The organism is Marinisporobacter balticus (genome assembly GCF_004345705.1).
Classification (GTDB): domain Bacteria; phylum Bacillota; class Clostridia; order Peptostreptococcales; family Thermotaleaceae; genus Marinisporobacter; species Marinisporobacter balticus.
This window is the reverse complement of the sequence record NZ_SLWV01000020.1, coordinates 1-22,660: the sequence shown is the minus strand read 5'-3', so window position 1 is coordinate 22,660 and position 22,660 is coordinate 1. Positions and strand designations below refer to the sequence as shown.

Sequence of the window (22,660 nt, the reverse complement as noted above, 5' to 3'; positions counted from 1 at the left end):
ATTTTAATTCAAACTTTATTGAAAACATTCATTCTTTATTGTAAATAATCAAACTTTGTTGTAAACATTCAAACTTTATTGTACAATTACAGAATTTTTATCCATTTTTACCATAATTACTCAACCGTTACACTTTTTGCTAGATTTTTCGGCTTATCTACATCGCAACCCCTAGCCACTGCAATATAATAAGAGAAAATTTGTAGTGGGATCACACTTAGTATAGGTGTTAGTTCATCTAATGTATCTGGAATGTAGATTACCTTGTCTGCTACTTTTTCAATCTCTTTATTGCCTTCCTTTGCAACAGCAATTACATAAGCTCCTCTTGCTCTAACCTCTTGAATATTTGAAAGCATTTTATCATAAAGCTTATCTTGTGTTGCAAGTGCTACGATTAATCGATCTTGTTCTACAAGTGCAATCGTTCCATGCTTTAGTTCTCCTGCTGCAATGGCTTCTGAGTGAATATATGAAATTTCTTTTAGCTTTAATGATCCCTCGTATGCAACAGCTACATCTACCCCTCTACCAATATAGAATACATTTTCATTATTAAATTGTGCATCTGCTAGTTGTTGTATCTTTTCAGTATTTCCTAAGATTTTCTTAATCTTTTCTGGTATCGCTTTTAGTTCTTCCATGTATGTTTTATATTGTACATCTGTAAGCATTCCTTTTGTTACTGCCATGTGTAGCGCAACAAGATACATGGATACAAGCTGTGTTGTATATGCTTTTGTTGATGCTACAGCAATCTCAGGTCCTGCCCAAGTGTAGAATACATCATCTGACTCTCTTGATACAGATGAACCTACTACGTTTACGATTGAAAGAATTCTTGCCCCTTTTCGCTTTGCTTCTCTTAGTGCTGCTAATGTATCTAATGTTTCTCCTGATTGACTGACTGCAATAAATAATGTGTTTTCATCAATAAATGGATCTCTATATCGGAACTCTGATGCAATATCTATTTCTACAGGAATCTTTGCAAATTTTTCAATCGCATATTTCCCTACTAATCCTGCATGATAAGCTGTTCCACAAGCTACAATATATATTTTGTTTATTTTTTCTAAATCTTCTTTGGTAATTTTAATCCCATCTAATACAATATTGCCTTCTTTGTCGAGTCTTCTGTGTAATGTATCATGTACACCCTTTGGCTGCTCGTTTATTTCTTTCATCATAAAGTGGGTATAGCCTTCTTTTTCTGCTGCTTGTGCATCCCAAGTAACTTTGAGTACCTCTCTTTTCACGATTTGTCTTAATTCATTAAATATCTTTATACCATCTTTTGTAAGGAGTACCACTTCATCATTTTCAATAAGATACATGTTTCTTGTATATTTTAATAATGCTGGGATATCTGATGCAATAAAGTTTTCATTTTCTCCAATACCTACAATCAGTGGACTATCTTTTCTTACAGCTATAATTTTATCTGGCTCATCTTTGCAAATGACACCAATTGCATAAGCCCCTTCCATTTTGTCGATTGCTTTGTATACGGCATCTAATAAATCACCTTCATAAAAGTAATCAATTAAATGTGCAATCACTTCTGAATCCGTTTCTGATTTAAAATGATCTCCATTTATTTCGATTAACCACTCTTTTAATTTCATATAGTTTTCAATAATCCCATTGTGAATCAGTGCAATACTTCCAGAACAATTTGTATGAGGATGAGAATTTCGATCTGATGGCTCTCCATGGGTTGCCCATCTCGTATGACCAATCCCAAGTGTCCCTTTTATATTTTCTTCTTTCAAATGCTCTTCTAATATACTCATTCTTCCTTTGTATTTTCTAACCTTTATTTCAGTACCGTCTAGTATTGCAACCCCTGCTGAGTCATATCCTCTATATTCAAGTTTTGATAATCCTTCTATTAAAATAGGTGCTACCTGCTTTTCTCCTATATATCCAACAACGCCACACATATTATGTTCTCCTCTCAATAATATTCTAATTTTTATTTTTGGCAATAAAATACCGCGGATAGTATTTTGTGGAAATTTACTACCCTTTCTAATTTGTTTATCCTTATACAAATTCATATCACCTGACCCCTATTTGTCCCACCAATCACTTGGAGGTTTTGTAGGTTCTTTCTCGGTGGTGATACACCGCAGGGCATCCGCCGAAACTTCGATAAACCCTGTCCTCGTCAACTTAAATCCTTTTTTCCGGTCGTGATTTAAGTTCTGGCGCTTTTATTTTTGTATTCTTTCTCTTTCGATAATCATCACCCCTTTCCACAATTTTCATGTAGCTGATAGGGTAAACTCAGAAGTCTCTGAGTTTACCTATTTATAACTTATGCAAGTTTCCTATACAAAGTGACACTATGCTAGTCTTTCTTCAATGATGTTTGCCAATTCTTCACTGAGTGTCTTTAATTGACTTTTATCTTTTCCTTCAAGCATAACCCTTACCAATGGCTCTGTTCCCGAAGGTCTGATTAATACTCTACCTTCTCCATCCATTATTTTTTCAAGTTTTTCAATTTCAGAAGCAATCACTAAATCTTCCATATATTTTAACTTTTTAGCATTGCTTACCTTTGCATTTACCAATACTTGTGGATAGGTAGTCATTGCACTTGCTAACTTCGATACGGATTGTTTTCTCTCTTTTACAACACTTAATAATTGAAGTGCTGATAAAAGTCCATCTCCTGTCGTGTTATGCTCTAAGAATATGATGTGTCCTGATTGTTCTCCACCAAGAACATATCCTTCTTCTCGCATTTTTTCAAGGACATATCGATCTCCAACCTTTGTTTTTTCTACCTTGCAGCCTTCCTTAGCTAACGCTTTTTCTAGTCCCATATTACTCATAACTGTAGCGACAACAGTGTCTTTTTTAAGTTTTCCTTTTTCTTTTAAATGCGTTCCACATATTGTAAGGATTTTATCTCCATCTACAATTTGACCTTTCTCGTCTACTACAATCAATCGGTCTGCATCTCCATCAAAAGCTACGCCTACATCAGCGCCCCAATCCGTTACGAGTTGTTGCATTTCTTCAGGATGTGTGGACCCACAATTTAGATTGATATTGAGTCCATCTGGCTTGTGATGAATGATTTTTATCTCAGCACCTAAAGCGGAAAGTACTGAAGGGGCTGCCACATACGATGCCCCATTTGCACAGTCAACAGCAATCTTCATTCCCCTGAAGTCTACATCTATGGTTCCTTTTAGGAAGCTTGCATATTGCTTGATTGCATCATCAATCTCAATTTTTCGGCCCAAATCCTTACCAAATGGATGTACATCCACTTCTTTATTGTTCTTGATCATGTCTTCTATCTCTTCTTCAACGTCATCTGGTAATTTGAATCCATCCTTGCTAAAAAACTTTATGCCATTGTATTCAACAGGATTATGAGAAGCTGATATCACAACACCTGCATCTGCATTATAATGTCTTGTCAAATACGATACAGCTGGTGTTGGTACAACCCCTACACATAAGCAATCTGTCCCTGTTGAAAGAATCCCTGCAACAAGTGCTGCTTCCAACATATCTCCTGATATTCTTGTATCTTTTCCAATTACTATTTTTGCTTTTTTCTTTCCATTTGTAAGTATATAAGCTCCTATTCTTCCAAGTTTATATGCTAAGTCTGCTGTTAATTCTGTATTTGCAATACCCCTTACGCCATCTGTCCCAAACAACTTTCCCATCTGATTAGACTCCTCTCGTAATAGTCTATCATTCTTTTATTCTCACTATTCTAAAAAAGAAATAGTGCATCCATGTTATTTTATCATATTCTTATAATATATTCAATTTTTACCACAGCCCTTTTCTTTCCACCTATAAAATAAAAAGAAAAATGGCTTAATTAAAGCCATTTTTCCTTTTATTTTTATTACTTTATATTTACTTCTTCTGGTTTTGTTAATGCTTTGAATCCTGCTACAGCAAGAACAAAAGCCAACACCATCAATAATACTGGGAAAATAACTAATATTATGTTTCCTGTAGCTAGATTTGCTTGAATTAAAAGCCCTAATGCTACAACCGTAACGCCAAACATAAAGATCATTGGGATCATAAACATACTGTAATTTTTACCACTATTTTTTAACCAAACAGCAATTGTAAGCAATGCTAACGCTGCAAGTAATTGGTTTGCTGAACCAAATATTGGCCATATTTTTGTCCAGCTACCGACTGCCAACCATCCACCTAATCCAACAGTAATGGCTGTAGCCACAAACCGATTCGTTAAAATAGACTGTGTTTCTTTTTCTGGGTTTCCACATAATTCTTGGAATATAAATCTTCCTAGTCTTGTCCCTGTATCTAAACTTGTTAATGCAAAAGCAGATACAGAAAGGGCAACAAAAGATTTCCCTGCACCATAAGGTATACCGAATTTTGACATAAATACACCAATACCATCTGAAAATACATTTACAGGTCCACCAGCGCCAGCTAGTTCTGCAAATTTATCTTTTGTAACATATGCAGCTGTAATAATAGCAATAACAGCTAATACACATTCAATTAACATACCACCATATCCAACCGCTTTTGCATCGGCCTCATTATCCATTTGCTTAGAAGTTGTTCCAGAACCTACTAATGAGTGGAAACCTGATATAGCACCACAGGCTACTGTTACAAACAACATTGGAAATAGAAGGTTTCCTTTTCCCATATCAAATCCTGTGAATGCAGGTAATTGAATACTTGGTCTATAAAATACAAGCCCTAATACAGCGCCTAAAAGCATTGCATATAATAAGAATGAGTTCAAATAATCTCTAGGCTGTAATAAGATCCATACAGGTGTAACAGATGCCACAAAAATATATCCTAATAAAATAACAATCCATGTATTTCTACTTAATACCAATGGGAACATATTTCCAAGTACAATGCATGCAAATAAAAGAATTACACCAATTACACTTGAAATACCTATCGATGCACCTTTTCTATATACAAAAAATCCAAACCCAACTGCTAAGAAAATAAATAGTACAGATGCTGATGCTGCCGCTGGAACACTCACAAATGTATTCGCAACAATATTTGTAAAAGCTGCAACAACTAGTAATAATGTTACCCAAGCAAAAACGGAAAATAGTTTTTTCATGTTTCTGCCCATATTTACTTCAATGATTTCACCAATAGATTTTCCATCATGTCTAACGGATGCAAATAGAGAACCAAAATCTTGTACGCCTCCAAAAAAGATTCCTCCAATAATGATCCAAAGCATTACAGGAACCCATCCAAATACTGCAGCTGCAATAGGTCCTACAATCGGTCCTGCTCCAGCAATAGATGCAAAGTGGTGCCCCATTAATACTGGCGCTTTTGCTGGTACATAATCTACCCCATCATTGATTGTATGTGCTGGTGTTTTTCTTGTTGGATCAACACCCCACTGTTTTGCAAGCCAACTGCCATATGTTACATAGGCAACACTAAAAATAACGATACTTACAAGAATTAGCCATAACGAATTCATAATGATTCCTCCTTTAAATTTTATTTTTTACTAAGGTTGATAAACATCCTTAACCTCCTTTCCTTTTTTATTTGTAGTGATTTCATGATTATCTAAGCTCACTAAAAGCAACCTTATATCCACCCAACCCTTAAATCCAAAAGCAAAACTTTTATGAAATCTGAATTTTTCGACAATTCTAGCCATTTCTTCATCACAATCTGCATCTATTACCACAACCCCTGTCACAATACTTGACATATGCTCCTCATTTGGTGTGACTAAGTCAGTTACCGCAGCTTTTATATGTTCCATAAAATTTTGAAGTTTTTCCTGATCTAAATGGTTAAAATATTTGATTAAACAATATTCATTATTCTCAAAGGCATAAATAGATGCTTTTTTACTGCCTATATATCTTTCATTCCTTAGAAAATATTTTGCAAACAAATCTATTTTTATATCTTTACAGAAAAAATCTTTTTTAATATCAAAATGTCTATTTAATTTTCTTTCTATATTTTCCAAATATTCTATATGTTTCATATATCGACCCCTATTTTTTGAATGATTTTTATCGTGTATTTTAAATCCTCTTTTTCTAATATTATACAAGAATTTTCATAATATTAGAAGTATTTTTTTGCATACAACATGAATTGCCATTTTCGTTACATGAAGTGCATTATTTCATTTACTAGTAAGCAAGATCGTAGCACGAGCTAAAAAAAAAATGATGCGTATTACTACACATCATTTTTATCATTATCCTCTTACTGCAGCTGCACCTTTCTCAAGGGCTTCTTTATTCATTGGAATATGTTTTTCTTTACTAGGTCCAAATACTTTTTTAAATGCGGCAAGAATAGAATCGATTGAAACCACTTTTGTAATTTCTAAAAATGCGCCTAGCATTACCATGTTCGCAGCCTTGCCATTGCCTAGCTCATTTGCAATTTCATTGGCAGGAATATAATAAACCTTTACATCTTCTCTTGAAGTTTTTTGATCTATTAATGAACTATTTATAAGTAATAATCCATCTTTCGCAAGATGTTTTTCATATTTTATAAGTGATGGTAAGTTCATAACAATAGCAGAAGTTCCTTCTGTTACAATAGGAGAACCAATGGGTGTTTCTGAAACGATTACACTACAATTCGCTGTTCCTCCGCGCATCTCTGGTCCATAAGATGGAAGCCATGATACATGTTTTTCCTCAAGCATACCTGCATAAGTTAAAAGTTGTCCCATAGACATTACTCCTTGCCCACCAAATCCAGCACAAATAATTTCTTGTTTCATCATTACTTCACCTCCTCAGGTGTACGGAAATTTCCTAGTGGATAGTATGGCATCATGTTTTCTTCTAACCATTTTAAAGCTTCTATAGGTGATAATCCCCAATTTGTTGGACAGGTTGATAAAACTTCAACAATACCAAATCCTTTTCCTTCTATTTGCACTTCAAAAGCCTTCTTAATTGCTTTCTTTGCTTTTCTTATATTCGCAGGTGTATTTACAGACACTCTTTCTACAAACACTGCACCATCAATTGTTGCAAGCATTTCAGAAACTTTTAGCGGCATCCCTGAGTGTGCTTGATCTCTTCCAAAAGGCGCTGTCGTTGCCTTTTGTCCAATTAAGGTAGTGGGTGCCATTTGTCCACCTGTCATACCATAAATCGCATTATTTACAAAGATCGTTGTTATTTTTTCTCCTCTATGTGCTGCATGAACGATTTCAGCAGCACCGATCGATGCCAAATCTCCATCTCCCTGATACGTAAATACTGTTTTATCCTTATATACTCTCTTCACACCTGTTGCAACAGCTGGTGCACGTCCGTGAGCAGCTTCTTGCATATCACAATTAAAATAATCATATGCCAAAACAGAACATCCTACGGGTGCTATCCCTATTGCTTCTCCTAATACACCAAGTTCTTCTAATACTTCCCCCACTAATCTATGAATAATTCCGTGCGTACATCCAGGACAATAATGGGTAGATTTTTGTGTTAATCCATTTGTTCTTTGAAATACAACGCTCATTACTTCTCACCTCCTAATACTTTCTTTACGCTTTCTACAATCCCATCCGGTGTAGGGATCATCCCACCACTTCTACCATAAAAATGTACGGGTAATTTTCCTTCATTTGCAATCTTTACATCATCAATCATTTGACCCATACTCATTTCAACAGATAATAACGCTTTTGTAGTTTCAGGTATTGCATCAAATGCTTTCATTGGGAAAGGCCATAATGTAATCGGTCTAATTAATCCTACATGAATCCCTTCTTCTTTCATAGCAGCAATTGCATTTTTTACAATCCTTGAAGTTGTACCATATGCAACAATCACTAATTCTGCATTTTCCATATTGTATAATTCATAACGCACTTCATTTTTTTCCATTAAATCGTATTTTTCTTTTAAATGAATATTATGTTTTTCAAGTTCTGCTGGATCTAATGCAAGAGAATTTATGATATTGGGTTCTCTTTGTCCTTTTGTTCCAATTGTAGCCCAATCCTTTGGTAAAAGTTCACGTTTTGGAGCTTCTTTAAATTCAATCGGTTCCATCATTTGTCCGATCATACCATCTGCTGATATTACTACTGGATTTCTATAAAAATCTGCTGCATCAAAAGCTTCCATTGTTAAATCTACCGCTTCTTGAAGTGTTGCTGGTGCATAAACTAACAAACGATAGTCTCCATTTCCACCGCCTCTAGTATTTTGGAAATAATCAGATTGCGCTGGTTGAATGCCTCCAAGACCAGGGCCACCCCTAGAAATATTTACAATAACACAAGGTAACTCTGCTCCTGCAATATAACTAATCCCTTCTTGTTTCAATGCAATTCCTGGTGATGATGAGGAAGTCATAACTCTAGCACCTGCACCTGCTGCTCCATATACCATATTGATTGCTGCCACTTCACTTTCTGCTTGAACAAAGCATCCTCCAGTTTTATGAAGTTCTCTTGCCATATATTCAGGTAATTCATTTTGTGGTGTGATCGGATATCCGAAGAAATACTTACATCCGCCTTTGATGGCAGCCGCAGCAATTGCTTCATTTCCCTTCATCAATATTTTAGCCATTTATTTTCCCTCCTTATTTCTCCATTTCTCGCTCAACAGTAATTACTAAATCTGGACACATTGTTGCACAATTTCCACATCCAATACATTTATTCATTTCATCTACAGTTGCAGGATGATATCCTTTGATGTTGATTCTTGTTCTATCCATTTTTACAATCTTTACAGGACAAACCGTTGTACAAAGTTCACATCCTTTACATAGATCTTCTTTAAATGCAACCTTACCCTTTGCTTTTGCCATAATTTCACCTCCCAAATATACTATCGAAATCCTTTCATCTATGATTTCGTATAGACCTTTCACTTTACATCCAATCTTTTCGCATATACATCTTAATTGGAAAAATTGTTCCTTCCATTTTTTCTGGAAGACCTCTTGCAATCTCTTCTAATGTGCTTATATATTTAATTGGAATATTGGATTCTCTTGAAACTTCTTTCACTAGATTTTGTCCTCTTAATACATCTTCTATAGTTGTTTCTCGTAAGAGATGGGTATTATTTATAAGTCCTGTAACTTTTGCTCTTGCAACTGCTTCAATGGTTCTTACGTGATTCATTGCCCCATTGATCTCTGATGTTTGTGGTCGATTGGCATTGATTACAGCAAACATATCATAATCATCTTTTTTAAAATAAGTATGGTATCTTCCTAAAGTTCTCGCCCCGATCGCATCTCCTCCTACATCCAATATCACTTCAAAAGATTTGTCTTGCAATGGCATCAATATAGAAGAAGCAACTGCTGGTAAATCAGAGCCTAATGAATTCTTTATCTGACTACTAATAACAGTGATTCCTAAGCTTTCAAGCATTTCTTGTTTTTCTCTACTTCGAAAATAAGGATTCACAATATCAAGATCTGCTAATGCTACTTTTTTTCCCATCTTAGTAAGTTTCATTGCATAATTTATCGCAAATTCTGTTTTCCCACTTCCATAATGCCCAATGATTACACGGATTCTTTTATCATTTAACATATCCATCACCTATAGATATTCTTTTGGTTGTTCTTCGCCTCTTAGCACTCTTAATCCGCCTTGTGCCAATGCAACCATCTCTTCTTCTCCTGGATAAACCATGACTTTTCCGATAAATTCTATATGTTTCGTAATCCATTTTACAAATTCTTTGTCATAAGCAATCCCGCCGGTTAGGATAATCGCATCTACTTTTCCCTTTAGTACTGCTGCACAGCTTCCAATCTCTTTTGCTACTTGATAGGCCATTGCTTTATATACAAGGGCGGCTTTTTCATCTCCATCTTCTATCATTTTTCCTACTTCTCTACCATCATTGGTGCCAAGGTAAGCCACAAGTCCACCTTTTCCTTTTAGTTTTTTCTTGATTTCATCGATTGTATACTTTCCTGAAAAACATAGTTTTGCCATATCCCCTACTGGAAGTCCTCCAGCACGTTCTGGTGAGAATGGTCCTTCTCCATCTAGTGCATTATTGACATCTATTACTCTGCCACATTTATGTGCACCTACTGAGACGCCTCCACCCATGTGTGCTACGATGAAATTTCCGTCTTCATATTTTTTCCCGATTTCTGTTGCTGCGCATCTCGCAACAGCCTTTTGATTTAATGCATGAAATATACTCTTTCTATCTATTTCAGGCATTCCTGAAATTCTGGCTAAATCATCCATTTCATCTACAACTACTGGATCTACAATAAAAGCATCCACATCTAATTGTTTTGCAATTTCATTCGCGATAATACCGCCTAGATTAGAAGCATGTTCTCCTAAAACCCCTACCTCTAAATCCTTCATCATTTTTTCAGATACCTTATAGGTACCTCCCTCTATAGGTTTAAGTAATCCGCCTCTTCCTACAACCGCATTTATTTTTGTAATATTGATCCCATTTTCATTTAACGTATCTAATATTACCTGTTTCCTAAATGCATATTGATCATAAATTTTTTCATATTTATTTATTTCTTCTGTACTATGTCTTAAAGTTGTTTCAAGTACTGATTTTTCATCATCAAATACAGCGATCTTTGTAGATGTTGATCCTGGATTGATTGCAAGCATTCTAAATACTTTTTTCATGATTTTAATCCTCTCTTTCAGTTCTAGTTACTTTTCTTTGCAGCCATTAAAACGGCTAGTGCAATGGAATTTAATTTTGTTTCATCACTATCTGCACGAGATGTAAGTACGATCGGTGCCTTCGCTCCAACGATTACCCCTGCGTTTTTGGTATCCGAGAAAAATACCATGGATTTATATAAAACATTTCCTGATTCTATATTTGGTACAAGTAAGATATCCGCACATCCTGCAACAGGATGATCAATCCCTTTGTGCTTCGCTGCTTTTTTACTTACAGCATTATCTAGTGCAAAAGGACCGCCTACCATACACCCCTTTATTGCTCCTTCTTTATTCATATCTTCAAGTTTTTGGGCATCTACTGTAGGTGGCATTTTAGGATTTACCTTTTCTTTTGCACATACTACAGCTACCTTAGGTGTATCTATATCTAGTGCATAGGCAACCTCTACAGCATTTTCTATGATTTGTTTTTTTGTCATTAGATCAGGGGCAATATTCATCGCTGCATCGGTAACAAAGATAAGTCGATCGTAATTTGGCACTTCAAAAACTGCTGTATGGCTTAATACATTTCCTGTTCTTAATCCAATCTCTTGATTGAGTACAGCTTTTAAAATAATAGCTGTATCTACTAATCCTTTCATAACAATATACGCTTTTCCAGTTGAAACAAGTGCTACTGCTTTCCTACTAGCTTCCTTTATATCTTTTTCATGTATCATTTCACATGCAGTAATATCGATATGATGTGTCTTTGCGATCTTCTCAATTTTATCTTGATCTCCAACCAAAATTGCATCCGCAATCCTAAGTTTTTGAGCTTTACTTACCGCTAGCAATACATCTAAATCTTCTGCTACAGCAACCGCGATTGTTTTTGGTCCTCTTTCTTTTGCAAATTTCAGTATTTCTTTCATATTTTTGATCATAAATTTTCACCTCTTCTTCGTATTTTTTTCTTTTGCTTGTCCTAAAAACACTCTATTTACGCCTTTATTTGAGACGATGATTTCATCTTTAACCATATGAATCAATACAACCATTTCTTTTGCAAGATATATGCCACTTACTTACATTCTATTATGTATTTTTATCTTGCAACAAAACATAGTTGTAAGTACTTGATTTTTCTAAGTTTCATTATTGTTTTTTTTATATTTTACAAATTTTTTTACACCTTATTTATTTTGTGAAAAGACACTATCAATTATTCTATGCAAAAAAATTCATGCAATAATTTGCATTTTTATATTTTGTGCAAATTTTTGCATGAATCATCGATTCTATTTTATTTTTCATCATTCCTTATTCTATATTATATTTCTTCAGTTTATAGTATAGACTTCTTATAGATATTCCTAGATGTTTTGCTGTTTCTGTTTTATTATCATGATAAACTTCTAAGACTTCTAAAATATATCTTTTTTCATGGTCGTTTATTACATCTTCTAATGTTTTATTGATTATTTCTTTACGTTCATCAAAGGATATATGCTGCATAAATTCCTTTTTAATTTCTCCTTTAGTTGTAGGCAAATGCTGAGATCTTATAATCATTTCATTGAATTTCATATTAATCATGGCACGTCCAATAAAATTTTCTAATTCTCTTATATTTCCTGCCCAATCTAAATGGATCAATGTCTTTATTGCATTAGGAGATAGGTCTTGAACAAATCTCCCATATTCTTGATTGTACTTTTTAATAAAATGTTTTGCCAATAAAGGAATATCTTTTTTATGATGTCGAATGGGCGGTATGATAATCGGAATTACATTTAACCTATAATATAAGTCTTCCCGAAATCTACCCTCCTTTATGGCTCTTTCTAAATCTAAATTCGTAGCAGCAATGACTCTTACATCTATATTGATTGCTATACTTGCGCCAACTCTAACAACTTCCTTTTCTTGCAACACTCTCAAAAGCTTTACTTGTGTACTTAAGCTAATTTCTCCAATTTCATCAAGGAATATGGTTCCACCGTTTGCCTGCTCGAACAAACCTTTTCTTCCGCCTTTTATCGCTCCTGTAAAAGCGCCTTCTTCATATCCAAACAATTCACTTTCTAATAGATTTTCGCTAATGGCCGCACAGTTGACACGAACAAATTGTCTATATTTCCGTTTGCTTTCATTATGGATCGCATGTGCAAATAACTCTTTTCCTGTTCCACTCTCTCCTCTAAGAAGCACCGTTGCAGGTGTAATTGCAGTCTTTTTTGCTCGATCAATAGCGGATAGTAGTTGTTCATCTTCTCCAATAATATCGTCAAAGGTATATTTTGCTTCTAATTTTCGTATGATTTGCTTTGCTTGGTTTAGCTCAGAAGTAAGTCTTTTGATTTCTGTTAAATCCTTCAAAACTGCTACGCTTCCTCTTAGTTGCCCATCAACAATCATAGGTGCTGCATCTGCTAGCACTTCCTTTCGTGATGGTCCTACCTTTAATTGGGCATTTTTCACAGGTTTCTTTGTTTTCAAAACTTCCAGATGAATACTTTCCCCCTCTGCAATATCAACGGTACATATTTTTCCAATAATCTGTTCTTCTACAAGTCCAGATAATTTTGAATAGGCAGGGTTGACCATTACCCCAATCCCCTTTTCATCTACGACAGATATGGCATCCTCTGTTGAATGAAATATGGCTTGTAGCATACTTTGTATTTCTTTTAGATTGGTAATTTCCTCTGCTAATTCTTTCACCTCTGTAATATCTCTAAAAACAGCTACAGCTCCAATAACCTTTCCACGTTCATCCTTTACAGGCATACGATTCGTAACAATAGATATATCTCCTAACGGCTGCTTACGATTTAGTTCTGATTTTCCGGTCTTTAGAATATATGGAAGTCTTGAATTACCGATTACTTCTGTAATATATTTTCCTATAACTTCTACCCCTTCATGTTTTGTTAGCTTTTTTCCAGCTTTGTTAAATAAAGTGATAATTCCTTTTTCATCTACTGCAATCATTGCATCATGCGTAGAATCTAATATAACTTCTAATTCTCTTTTCATCCCACATTCTCCCTTTAAAAATGTTTTTTATTCTTTTCTTTATCCCTTAAAATAGCCTGGATATATTATATCCAGGCTATTTTTATTATTTATTCTTCTAATACTTCTGTATTCACTTCCGCATTAGCTTTCTTATCTGTTGGCTGTATTTCTTCTTGTTTTTTCATAATTAAATCCACTTGTTTAGGGAATATCGTTATATTCTCAACTTTCTGAGATATATTATGTGAAATTTGAATATAATATAGCCCTTCTGACAAATCATTTGCATCGATAAAAAGTTCTATGTCCTCTTTATTAATTTTATCAAGCATACTTTCTTTAGCCATTACACTGACCTTTATATTCTGTGGGAATTGGCTCAAATCTGCTATATATTCTTGTTTTACATTTTTTATATTCACTTCTTCACTTTTAAAATTAAAATCCTTGCTTTTTATAGGTTCTACCATGATAGAAGTACTGGGGGTTTTATCTAGATAGGGTGTTTCTATGCCCTTGGGTAAAACTAAATAAATATCTTTTCGAACATTTTTTTCTACTCCCTCTAAATTAATCGGTTTTGCATTAATTTGTTTGATGCTTTCTACAATTTCTTTTCTTCCTTTTATCTTTACAGTTTCCTGACTTAAGGTAATATTAGTAATCTCGTAGCCTTCTTTTACAGCACCCTCATAAGCTATAGATATGGGTACGTCTTTTATTCTTAATATCGGTAACACAATCTCCACATACTTATTCTTTACTTCTACGCCATTTACTTTTTTTCCTTCACTATTAACAGCCTTAAGCGGCAATTTTTCTATTACATCGTCCTGTCGGTCCTTTATGTTTACATCCACTAAAACCATTGTCACCTTATTTACTAAGCTTTCCGGCCCTTCTACAATGACTTTTGTTGGAGATATGGTCGCTTCACTAGGTTCAAATCCTTCCGAAGCTATTCCAATGTGCTGTGCCATCACTGGCTTTTGCTGTTGTACAATCTCATCTAATGTAATCTTTATTTGGCTTGGAAAGATCTCTGATATACTTACATTATGAGATGTACTGATCTCAACAGGTACACTATTGACACCTTTATCAAACCCTCTTATATCTGCTCTTGCTATTAAATCCTGCGCACGCATCTTATATATATCATTTCGTCTACCACTTATTTTTACATTCACTGAGAAATCTTTTTGACCCATGATTACCAATCCAGATTCCTTTAATTCTTCTACATTTAACAGTTGCACTTCTACATTTGTAAGTTCTATCATACTTTGAGGATTTACTTCACCCATAACATATAGCCACATAATGATTGCAAAAACAATTGACAGAATTTTAGGCATAGTATTGTTACTAAAAAACCTAGTATTTCCTATATTAAATTTAATTTTTTTCCAAATATTATTCATCTTTTTGCCTCCATTTCCATCGCAATAAAGGCTTCTGCTGTTCATTTTGATAGGCATTTTTTAATACAGACATTAATGTCTTTGCATCTAAATATCTTGATAATTTTCCATCCATAGCAATAGATATGGCGCCAGTTTCTTCTGAAACCATAATGGCAATGGCATCACATTTTTCAGTCATTCCAATTCCTGCTCTATGTCGTGTTCCTAACTCCTTGCTAAGATTAGGATTTTGTGTAAGGGGTAGGACACAACCAGCAGCCATTATTTTATCCTTTCTTATAACTACCGCACCATCATGAAGCGGGGTGTTTGGAATAAAAATATTTATAAGAAGTCTAGAAGAAATATTTCCTTGAATCGTAGTTCCCGTTTCAATAACATCTCCTATTCCTGTTTCTCGTTCTATGATGATTAGTGCACCTATTTTTTGTCTTGAAAGATTCGTCGACGCTTCTACAATCTCATGTATATTTTCATTTAATGCTTCACGAGATAACTCCATAATAGACTTTGTTAAAAATTTGGTTCTTCCTATATGCTCAAGCGCGCGCCTAAGCTCTGGTTGAAATAGAATAATTAATGCAATGATTCCAACCGTTATCGTATTTTTTAAAATCCAATTAGTTACATAAAATCTTGCCCATTCACTAAGCTTTGTGACAATTAAAAGCACCACTAGTCCTTTTAATACCTGTTCCGCACTCGTGTGGCGAATGAGCATAAACAACTTATAAAAAACAAAAGCTACAATTGCCATGTCTAGTATATCTCTTACTCCAATATTTGAAAATATCTCTAGTACCTCTTTCAATTTGAACACCTCTTCAACAAATAATATGCCACCTTTTTTTAAAATTTGTTACACGCTTTTATATATTATTATTCTAATATACAAGGTTAAATCCCTCTAAATTCTATTTTTTTGTTTTAACCCTTCTTTATTATTTTACACTATTTCCTCCAGTCTATGGCTATTTGATATGAAAATTTAATATTTCACATGATTATTTTATTTTGTGGCACACTAATAAATAAGTCGAAAGAATTTCCCATGCTATTCTCGTTGTTTGATTTTCTTGGAATAGCAATTAAACGCACAATATGTATTTAAAACGCCTTACGCCATATCACATGAAAATGAAAGGAACGATGAAAATGAAAAAAAAGCGTGCAAATGATATAAAAAATTATAAAATTCCCAATCAAGATGATTTAGTCACGGATTACATCAAAGATCAATTGGAAGAAAAAATGCAAGCAAGTGCAATGGATATTAATGTATTTTGTGAAAATGGTCATGTTCACATGTCTGGTATGGTAGATGTCCTTTCTGAAAAAAAGACAGCTGAAGCCATTGCAAAAGGAATTGAAAGGGTAAAAAGAATTGAAAATAAAATCACCGTTGCTATGGACAGCAATATTACAGATAAACATATGCAAAAAGAAGTCATGGCCAGACTTATAGGCGTTGATCATCTTTTAGGTGTTGGTGTAAAAATAGAAGATGGCGTTGCTAACCTTTTAGGCTCCACAAATACCCTAAAAGATGCCCATACAGCCATGTCTATAGCATCACAAATTCGTGGTATAAAAGATGTTGTGAATAATATCCATATATCTACTGCTCAAAAATATGATGATTCCAGGATTAATAGTAATGTTACACAGGTTCTTAGTACAACTGATTTAGACTATATGGATATTGCCCATTCAGTAGATCACGGAAAACTTACCTTAAGTGGCTATGTACATAACAAAACTGAAATGGAATTTGCAAAAGAAATTGCTATGGGTGTAGAGGGTATTACAAAAGTAATTAATAAGCTAAAAGTCAGAAAGCGATAATAAAATGCCCGAATTTTCTTGGGCATTTTATATTGTCTTTCATATTCTTCATTCATTCGATACATTTCCCAGGAAATAAATATCTCTTATACAATTTATTCCGCAATTCTTCTACAAGTATTTCAAACATATTTTTCATCTAATTTTATTAAAATTTTCTTTTTTGTGGAAAACTATAATATATTCAATTCTAAATCTAAGAGGTGATCTTTATGCATTATGAACAAATCATTCAAAATACAATCAAAACAAATAATTCAACCATTGTTTTACTCGTGCTAGATGGGATAGGTGATATTCGAAATCCACAATTTAAAAATAAAACAGCTTTAGAATATGCCCATACACCCCATTTAGACAACCTAGCAAAAGAATCTGTAACCGGTCGTATGTACCCTATTTTACCAGGTATTACCCCCGGCAGTGGTCCAGGCCATCTTGGTCTTTTTGGATATGACCCTATGTGTCATATCATCGGTAGAGGTGTATTAGAAGCAGTTGGGCTTGGTTTTGAACTAAAACCCTATGATGTAGCTACAAGATGTAATTTTACTACGATGAATGAAAAAGGTGTGATTACAGATCGTCGAGCTGGAAGAATTCCTACTGAAATGACAGTAGCCTTATGTAATATCTTAAGCAGTATCAAAGAAATTGATGGTGTGGAGATTATTATAAAGCCTGGGAAAGGGCATCGTTTTGTAACTATATTTAGAAGCAAAGAAAAAGAGATTGGATCAAATATCAATGATACTGATCCTTTAGTAGAAGGAAAACCTCCCATTCCTGCTACTGGAAAAGATCCTTCCTCTCAGTTTTTAGCAAGCGTTATCAATAAATTCATGAAAGAAGGTTATGCTCTAATAAAAGAAAAACACCCTGCAAATGCATTCTTAATGCGCGGTATTGCTTCAAAACCTAAGATTCCTTCTATGAGAGATCATTACCTTTTAGAATCTGCAGCAATTGCTACCTACCCTATGTATAGAGGCATTGCATCTTTGCTTGATATGACGCTACTTCCTGCACCAGATTCTATCAAAGGATTGTTTGAAACCTATAGAGATTATAAACAAAAATATGATTTCTTCTTTATTCATGTAAAGGGTACCGATCAAGCTGGAGAAGATGGTGATTTTGAATCAAAGGTAGGTTGCATTGAACGCGTAGATGAAGCCCTTCCTATTATTCTTGAAAATAAACCTGATGTTCTAGCGATAACAGGAGATCATGCTTCTCCTTGTGCCATGCGTTCTCATAGCTGGCATCCTGTACCTCTTTTAATTAATGGCAGATTCAGTGGGGTAGATGATGTGAAAAAATTTCATGAAAATGCTTGTAATAACGGAGGTTTAGGATTTTTTGAAAGTAAATATTTGATGGGTTTACTCCTAGCGAATTCGAAGCGATTAGATAAATTTGGTGCTTAAGGTACACTTAACAGCATTTGAAGTAGCTAAAATTTATTCGCAATCCCATCATTTTTTTCTTATTCCTATAAATAAGTAGTAATCTATCATTTATATTTAATATAATTTTATACAGATATATCAAAATAGTTTTAATATTGTCTAAAAATAATTATGCAAAATAATTTTTACTATATATATAAACAAAATTGGTTAAAAGAGGAATATATATTGAGTATATGCTATAATAATGGTCGTAGGGTGTATATCTTAGTAAAATTGTATAGGGAGTTTACATGAAATTATAGATGTAGATTCTTTACTTAAGATTTCCATCACGCTATTCATAAGAAAGGAGGACATATATGCAAATTAGAAATATTTTAGAAAATCTGGTAGAAACACCTAGTGTGTCAGGATTTGAACAATCTGCGTCTCATATCATTGAATCTTTCTTAAAAGATACTTGTAATGACATAAAAAGAGATAAACTAGGAAATCTTATCGCCTACAAAAAAGGCAATGCGCAAAAACCTATAAAAATTATGTTGGCAGCCCATATGGATGAGATTGGTTTAATGGTAAAAGATATTGATGAAAAAGGCTTTGTTAAATTTACCACTATTGGTGGTGTAGATCAAAGAACCCTTCTTGCACAAGAAGTGATCATTCATGGAGAAAAGAATCTATTAGGAATCGTTGCTACAAAAGCACCCCATCTACAAACGCCTGAGGAGCAAAAGGAATCCATCAAAATAGAAGATATGCTAATCGATATTGGCTTATCAAAAACTGCGGCTGAGAAAATCATTACAATTGGTGATCCCATTACCATTAACCGCAAAATAATCTCTTTACAAGAAAATGTTGTTGCAGGCAAAGCTTTAGATGATAAAGCAGGTGTTGCTGCAATTATCGTATGCTTTAAAGAACTGAAAAAGTGGCATCATCAATGTGATGTTTATGGTGTAGCAACCGTACAAGAAGAAGTTGGAACAAGAGGGGCCATGGTAAGTACCTTTCAAATTGCTCCTCATATTGGCATCGCTGTGGATGTTGGTTTTGGAAAAACACCTGAACTTTCAAAGGGTGATAGCTTAGATCTTGGAAGAGGTCCTGGTATTGGTTTTGGTGCAAATATTCATCCAAAGATACATGAAAGACTTAAAAAAATAGCCAAAGAATATAATATTCCTTATCAAGTTGATCTAAGTCCTGCAAATTCTGGAACAGATGCGCAATCTATGCAAATTAGCCAATCTGGTGTCGCAACAGGTGTGATTTCTATTCCACTACGCTATATGCATACTTCTGTCGAAACAGTAGATATTATAGATATAAAAAATACTGGAAGACTTTTGGCTTATTTTATCACGAGTTTAGATGATGAAGATTTGGAGGAATTTCTATGCTTCTAAAAAAACTAACCCAGCTTCATGGTGTTTCTGGTAATGAAAAAGATGTTTGTGCGTTTATATTAAAAGAGATTAAACCTTTTGTAGATGATATAAAAATAGACCCCTTAGGAAATTTAATTGTCATAAAAAGAGGAAAAGAAGATTACCCATCAATCATGCTCTCTGCCCACATGGATGAAGTAGGTATGATGGTAAAAGAAATTGATGAGAATGGTTTTATTAAATTTTTGCCTGTTGGTGGTATGGATGATCGTATTTTTGTTTCAAAAGTAGTGGAAATTGGAAAAAATAAAGTAAAAGGTGTCATTGGTGCAAAAGCCATTCACCTTCAAGAACCCGATGAACGAAATAAGGCACTAAAACACAAACAGCTTTACATAGATATTGGTGCACAATCAAAGGCTGAAGCAGAAAAATTGATTACCATAGGAGATTATATTGCCTTTGATAGTGATTACATAGAATTTGGAAACCACCTTGTAAAAGCAAAAGCTTTAGACGATCGGGCAGGCTGCGCAATAATCATGGAAATCTTAAAGAAATCATACAATAGTACCATTTATGCAGTCTTTTCTGTACAAGAAGAAGTAGGTTTAAGAGGCGCAGGTGTAGCTGCTTATCGATTAAACCCAGATATAGCCATTGTTCTAGAAGCTACCACTTGCTATGATGTAACGGATATTGAAGAGCCAAACTATGCTACCCGTCTTGGATCTGGTCCAGCTTTATCTATTGTAGATAGCGTCTCTTATTTTGATAAAAACCTTCTCAAAAAAATATTAGAGATTGCTGATAAAAACCATATAAAAGTGCAGTTTAAGCAAACCATCAAAGGCGGAAACGATGCAGGAAGAATTCATCTAACACAAGAAGGCATTCCTACAGCATCTATTTCTGTCCCTTGTCGTTATCTTCATTCTCCTGTCTCAGTGATTCACAAGGATGATTTTGAAAATGCGCTTAAGCTCGTAACTATTTTCCTTGAGCATGTAAAAAAGGAGGAATATCATGAATAGTCAATATGATCTATTAAAAAAACTTACAGAAACCTACGGTCCTTCTGGAAATGAAGAGAGTATTCGCCATTTGATTCAGGAAGAAATAAAGGATTATGTAGATGAAATGAAAATAGATAAAATGGGCAACTTAATCGCCATAAAAAAAGGAAATGGCACCAAAGTCATGATTGCCAGTCATATGGATGAAATCGGCGTAATTGTTACAGGAATCGATGAAAATGGATTCTTAAGATTTGCAAATATTGGAGGTGTTTCTCCTTATATTTCACTAGGTCAAAGGGTACAGTTTGCTGATGGCACAATTGGGGTAATCGGCATGGAACATTTAGAAGATATGAAAAAACTAAAGCTTGATAAAATGTATATTGACATTGGTTCAAAAAATAAAGAAGATGCTATGCAGAAAGTAACTATCGGAGATGTTGCTTGTTTTTATCGTCTATACACTACTCTTAATGATGCGATCACTGCGAAAGCTTTAGATGATCGAATTGGGTGTTTTATAGCCATTGAAACATTAAAAAAAATAAAAGATTCTTCCAATGAACTCTATTTTGTTTTCACTGTTCAAGAAGAATTAGGTTTAAGAGGTGCAAAAACTGCTGCTTTTGGCATTGATCCCGATTTAGGAATTGCAGTAGATGTAACCACTACCGGAGATACCCCAAAAGCAAAAGCAATGGCAGTAAAATTAGGGAAAGGTCCAGCTATTAAGATCAAGGATAATTCCTTACTAAGCCATCCTGCTGTCAAAAGTCTTATGATCAATACTGCAAAAGATCATAAAATTCCATATCAACTAGAAGTTTTAGAATTTGGTGGTACAGATTCTGGCGCTATTCATGTTACGCGCAGTGGCGTTCCATCTGGTGTGCTATCCATCCCTTGTAGATATGTACACAGTCCATCCGAAATGGTGTCTAAAGATGATGTTGAAAATGCGATCATTCTTTTGACAAAAATATTAGAAAGAGACATTGTATTATAAATAAAATAAAACTCAGCATTTACTGAGTTTTATTTTATTTATTCATTTGGAGCGGAAGACGAGATTCGAACTCGCGACCCTCGCCTTGGCAAGGCGATGCTCTACCACTGAGCCACTTCCGCATATTGGTGCGGGTGGAGGGACTTGAACCCCCACGCCATAAGCGCTAGATCCTAAGTCTAGTGCGTCTGCCAATTCCGCCACACCCGCATGCTTCGATCACACAAATTTTATATTTCTAAGTTTTTTATTAACTTAAATGGTGGGCGCAATAGGGCTCGAACCTATGACCCCCTGCTTGTAAGGCAGGTGCTCTCCCAGCTGAGCTATGCGCCCAAAATTGGTGACCCATCCGGGAATCGAACCCGGGTTACCGCCGTGAAAGGGCGGTGTCTTGACCGCTTGACCAATGGGCCTTGATTGGTTGCGGAGGCAGGACTTGAACCTACGACCTTCGGGTTATGAGCCCGACGAGCTACCACTGCTCCACTCCGCGATAATAATGGCTCCAAGGGTGGGGCTCGAACCCACAGCCTACCGGTTAACAGCCGGTTGCTCCACCATTGAGCTACCTTGGAACACTCTAACCAGCAACGACCTACTCTCCCAGGCAGTTACCCACCAAGTACCATCAGCGCTGAAGGGCTTAACTTCTGTGTTCGGTATGGGAACAGGTGTGACCCCTTCGCTATTGTCACTGGATATTTTAAAGGTTTTACCCTTTAAGCAACCGAAATTTCAAAATGTTAATTTTGTAATTAGGTTACTGTTGGTACAATTTGTGGAACAAATTGTACCTTCAAAACCGAACAATGCATATGTTTTTGGTCAAGTCCTCGACCTATTAGTATCGGTCAGCTAAAGACATTACTGCCCTTA

At 34.9% G+C, this 22,660-nt stretch carries 19 protein-coding genes, 6 tRNA genes and 1 rRNA gene; 5 read left to right on the top strand and 21 right to left on the bottom strand.

Annotation, left to right across the window (positions count from 1 at the left end):
- Window positions 1-116: 116 nt before the first annotated feature.
- The 14 genes from glmS to cdaA all read right to left on the bottom strand — a co-directional run bounded on the left by glmS (window position 117) and on the right by cdaA (window position 15,922).
- Window positions 117-1,946 carry a glutamine--fructose-6-phosphate transaminase (isomerizing) gene (gene glmS, locus EV214_RS12905; protein WP_132246491.1) on the bottom strand — a complete coding sequence of 610 codons (1,830 nt, stop codon included), beginning with the start codon at window positions 1,944-1,946 and terminating at the stop codon, window positions 117-119.
- 405 nt (window positions 1,947-2,351) lie between these two features.
- Window positions 2,352-3,698: a phosphoglucosamine mutase gene (gene glmM, locus EV214_RS12900; protein WP_132246422.1), complete on the bottom strand. Its 1,347-nt coding sequence runs from the start codon at window positions 3,696-3,698 to the stop codon at window positions 2,352-2,354.
- Window positions 3,699-3,886: 188 nt separating this feature from the next.
- Window positions 3,887-5,500 carry a carbon starvation CstA family protein gene (locus EV214_RS12895; RefSeq protein WP_132246420.1) on the bottom strand — a complete coding sequence of 538 codons (1,614 nt, stop codon included), beginning with the start codon at window positions 5,498-5,500 and terminating at the stop codon, window positions 3,887-3,889.
- A gap of 30 nt (window positions 5,501-5,530) precedes the next feature.
- A complete protein-coding gene (locus EV214_RS12890; protein WP_132246418.1) occupies window positions 5,531-6,025 on the bottom strand; it encodes a hypothetical protein in 495 nt (164 codons plus the stop codon).
- A 219-nt stretch (window positions 6,026-6,244) separates the two neighbouring features.
- The gene (locus tag EV214_RS12885) at window positions 6,245-6,787 is read right to left on the bottom strand and encodes a 2-oxoacid:acceptor oxidoreductase family protein (protein WP_132246416.1); all 543 of its coding nucleotides are present in this window, start codon (window positions 6,785-6,787) and stop codon (window positions 6,245-6,247) included.
- Window positions 6,787-7,533, bottom strand: a complete 747-nt coding sequence (locus EV214_RS12880; protein ID WP_132246414.1) for a thiamine pyrophosphate-dependent enzyme — start codon at window positions 7,531-7,533, stop codon at window positions 6,787-6,789. The genes EV214_RS12885 and EV214_RS12880 overlap by 1 nt, the downstream gene beginning before the upstream one ends.
- Window positions 7,533-8,594 (bottom strand): 3-methyl-2-oxobutanoate dehydrogenase subunit VorB, encoded by a 1,062-nt coding sequence (locus tag EV214_RS12875; protein ID WP_132246412.1) that lies wholly within the window; start codon window positions 8,592-8,594, stop codon window positions 7,533-7,535. The genes EV214_RS12880 and EV214_RS12875 overlap by 1 nt, the downstream gene beginning before the upstream one ends.
- A gap of 13 nt (window positions 8,595-8,607) precedes the next feature.
- Complete coding sequence (locus EV214_RS12870; protein WP_132246410.1) at window positions 8,608-8,838, bottom strand: 4Fe-4S dicluster domain-containing protein; 231 nt, start codon at window positions 8,836-8,838, stop codon at window positions 8,608-8,610.
- A 64-nt stretch (window positions 8,839-8,902) separates the two neighbouring features.
- Window positions 8,903-9,577 carry a nucleotide-binding protein gene (locus EV214_RS12865; protein WP_132246489.1) on the bottom strand — a complete coding sequence of 225 codons (675 nt, stop codon included), beginning with the start codon at window positions 9,575-9,577 and terminating at the stop codon, window positions 8,903-8,905.
- Window positions 9,578-9,586: 9 nt separating this feature from the next.
- Entirely contained in the window at window positions 9,587-10,663 is a 1,077-nt protein-coding gene (gene buk, locus EV214_RS12860) for a butyrate kinase (RefSeq protein ID WP_132246408.1), read from the bottom strand.
- 23 nt (window positions 10,664-10,686) lie between these two features.
- Window positions 10,687-11,598 (bottom strand): phosphate butyryltransferase, encoded by a 912-nt coding sequence (ptb, locus tag EV214_RS12855; RefSeq protein WP_132246406.1) that lies wholly within the window; start codon window positions 11,596-11,598, stop codon window positions 10,687-10,689.
- Between the two features lie 376 nt (window positions 11,599-11,974).
- Window positions 11,975-13,693 carry a sigma-54 interaction domain-containing protein gene (locus EV214_RS12850; RefSeq protein WP_132246404.1) on the bottom strand — a complete coding sequence of 573 codons (1,719 nt, stop codon included), beginning with the start codon at window positions 13,691-13,693 and terminating at the stop codon, window positions 11,975-11,977.
- 89 nt (window positions 13,694-13,782) lie between these two features.
- Window positions 13,783-15,099, bottom strand: a complete 1,317-nt coding sequence (locus tag EV214_RS12845) for a CdaR family protein (protein ID WP_165916366.1) — start codon at window positions 15,097-15,099, stop codon at window positions 13,783-13,785.
- Window positions 15,092-15,922, bottom strand: a complete 831-nt coding sequence (gene cdaA, locus EV214_RS12840; protein ID WP_243116661.1) for a diadenylate cyclase CdaA — start codon at window positions 15,920-15,922, stop codon at window positions 15,092-15,094. The genes EV214_RS12845 and cdaA overlap by 8 nt, the downstream gene beginning before the upstream one ends.
- Window positions 15,923-16,257: 335 nt before the next feature.
- Here cdaA and EV214_RS12835 point away from each other — a divergent pair, with 335 nt between their 5' ends.
- From EV214_RS12835 to EV214_RS12815, 5 genes are all read left to right on the top strand, one after another.
- Entirely contained in the window at window positions 16,258-16,947 is a 690-nt protein-coding gene (locus EV214_RS12835; protein WP_165916365.1) for a BON domain-containing protein, read from the top strand.
- 212 nt (window positions 16,948-17,159) lie between these two features.
- On the top strand, window positions 17,160-18,377 hold the full coding sequence (locus EV214_RS12830) for a 2,3-bisphosphoglycerate-independent phosphoglycerate mutase (RefSeq protein WP_132246398.1): 1,218 nt from the start codon (window positions 17,160-17,162) through the stop codon (window positions 18,375-18,377).
- Between the two features lie 344 nt (window positions 18,378-18,721).
- Window positions 18,722-19,774, top strand: a complete 1,053-nt coding sequence (locus EV214_RS12825) for a M42 family metallopeptidase (protein ID WP_132246396.1) — start codon at window positions 18,722-18,724, stop codon at window positions 19,772-19,774.
- Entirely contained in the window at window positions 19,765-20,790 is a 1,026-nt protein-coding gene (locus EV214_RS12820) for a M42 family metallopeptidase (RefSeq protein ID WP_132246394.1), read from the top strand. Before EV214_RS12825 ends, EV214_RS12820 begins: the two co-directional genes overlap by 10 nt.
- Window positions 20,783-21,781: a M42 family metallopeptidase gene (locus EV214_RS12815; RefSeq protein WP_132246392.1), complete on the top strand. Its 999-nt coding sequence runs from the start codon at window positions 20,783-20,785 to the stop codon at window positions 21,779-21,781. The genes EV214_RS12820 and EV214_RS12815 overlap by 8 nt, the downstream gene beginning before the upstream one ends.
- 47 nt (window positions 21,782-21,828) lie before the next feature.
- On the opposite strand, the gene EV214_RS12810 is transcribed toward EV214_RS12815, so the two are convergent.
- The 7 genes from EV214_RS12810 to rrf all read right to left on the bottom strand — a co-directional run bounded on the left by EV214_RS12810 (window position 21,829) and on the right by rrf (window position 22,483).
- A tRNA-Gly gene (locus tag EV214_RS12810) sits at window positions 21,829-21,903 on the bottom strand.
- A gap of 4 nt (window positions 21,904-21,907) precedes the next feature.
- Window positions 21,908-21,991: transfer RNA gene (locus EV214_RS12805), tRNA-Leu, on the bottom strand.
- 50 nt (window positions 21,992-22,041) lie between these two features.
- A tRNA-Val gene (locus tag EV214_RS12800) sits at window positions 22,042-22,117 on the bottom strand.
- A 5-nt stretch (window positions 22,118-22,122) separates the two neighbouring features.
- A tRNA-Glu gene (locus EV214_RS12795) sits at window positions 22,123-22,197 on the bottom strand.
- 5 nt (window positions 22,198-22,202) lie between these two features.
- Window positions 22,203-22,277: transfer RNA gene (locus EV214_RS12790), tRNA-Met, on the bottom strand.
- Between the two features lie 7 nt (window positions 22,278-22,284).
- A tRNA-Asn gene (locus EV214_RS12785) sits at window positions 22,285-22,359 on the bottom strand.
- A 7-nt stretch (window positions 22,360-22,366) separates the two neighbouring features.
- A 5S ribosomal RNA gene (gene rrf, locus EV214_RS12780) occupies window positions 22,367-22,483 on the bottom strand.
- Window positions 22,484-22,660 lie beyond the last annotated feature (177 nt).

Bases quoted from the DNA above. Each gene is read 5' to 3' on its own strand.
- EV214_RS12820 (WP_132246394.1), top strand. From the start codon at position 19,765: ATGCTTCTAAAAAAACTAACCCAGCTTCATGGTGTTTCTGGTAATGAA.
- EV214_RS12880 (WP_132246414.1), bottom strand. From the start codon at position 7,533: ATGAGCGTTGTATTTCAAAGAACAAATGGATTAACACAAAAATCTACC.
- EV214_RS12885 (WP_132246416.1), bottom strand. From the start codon at position 6,787: ATGATGAAACAAGAAATTATTTGTGCTGGATTTGGTGGGCAAGGAGTA.
- EV214_RS12890 (WP_132246418.1), bottom strand. From the start codon at position 6,025: ATGAAACATATAGAATATTTGGAAAATATAGAAAGAAAATTAAATAGA.
- EV214_RS12835 (WP_165916365.1), top strand. From the start codon at position 16,258: ATGAAAAAAAAGCGTGCAAATGATATAAAAAATTATAAAATTCCCAAT.
- EV214_RS12815 (WP_132246392.1), top strand. From the start codon at position 20,783: ATGAATAGTCAATATGATCTATTAAAAAAACTTACAGAAACCTACGGT.
- EV214_RS12825 (WP_132246396.1), top strand. From the start codon at position 18,722: ATGCAAATTAGAAATATTTTAGAAAATCTGGTAGAAACACCTAGTGTG.
- ptb (WP_132246406.1), bottom strand. From the start codon at position 11,598: ATGATCAAAAATATGAAAGAAATACTGAAATTTGCAAAAGAAAGAGGA.
- EV214_RS12850 (WP_132246404.1), bottom strand. From the start codon at position 13,693: ATGAAAAGAGAATTAGAAGTTATATTAGATTCTACGCATGATGCAATG.
- EV214_RS12895 (WP_132246420.1), bottom strand. From the start codon at position 5,500: ATGAATTCGTTATGGCTAATTCTTGTAAGTATCGTTATTTTTAGTGTT.
- EV214_RS12875 (WP_132246412.1), bottom strand. From the start codon at position 8,594: ATGGCTAAAATATTGATGAAGGGAAATGAAGCAATTGCTGCGGCTGCC.
- EV214_RS12830 (WP_132246398.1), top strand. From the start codon at position 17,160: ATGCATTATGAACAAATCATTCAAAATACAATCAAAACAAATAATTCA.
- EV214_RS12845 (WP_165916366.1), bottom strand. From the start codon at position 15,099: ATGAATAATATTTGGAAAAAAATTAAATTTAATATAGGAAATACTAGG.
- buk (WP_132246408.1), bottom strand. From the start codon at position 10,663: ATGAAAAAAGTATTTAGAATGCTTGCAATCAATCCAGGATCAACATCT.
- EV214_RS12870 (WP_132246410.1), bottom strand. From the start codon at position 8,838: ATGGCAAAAGCAAAGGGTAAGGTTGCATTTAAAGAAGATCTATGTAAA.
- glmS (WP_132246491.1), bottom strand. From the start codon at position 1,946: ATGTGTGGCGTTGTTGGATATATAGGAGAAAAGCAGGTAGCACCTATT.
- EV214_RS12865 (WP_132246489.1), bottom strand. From the start codon at position 9,577: ATGTTAAATGATAAAAGAATCCGTGTAATCATTGGGCATTATGGAAGT.
- glmM (WP_132246422.1), bottom strand. From the start codon at position 3,698: ATGGGAAAGTTGTTTGGGACAGATGGCGTAAGGGGTATTGCAAATACA.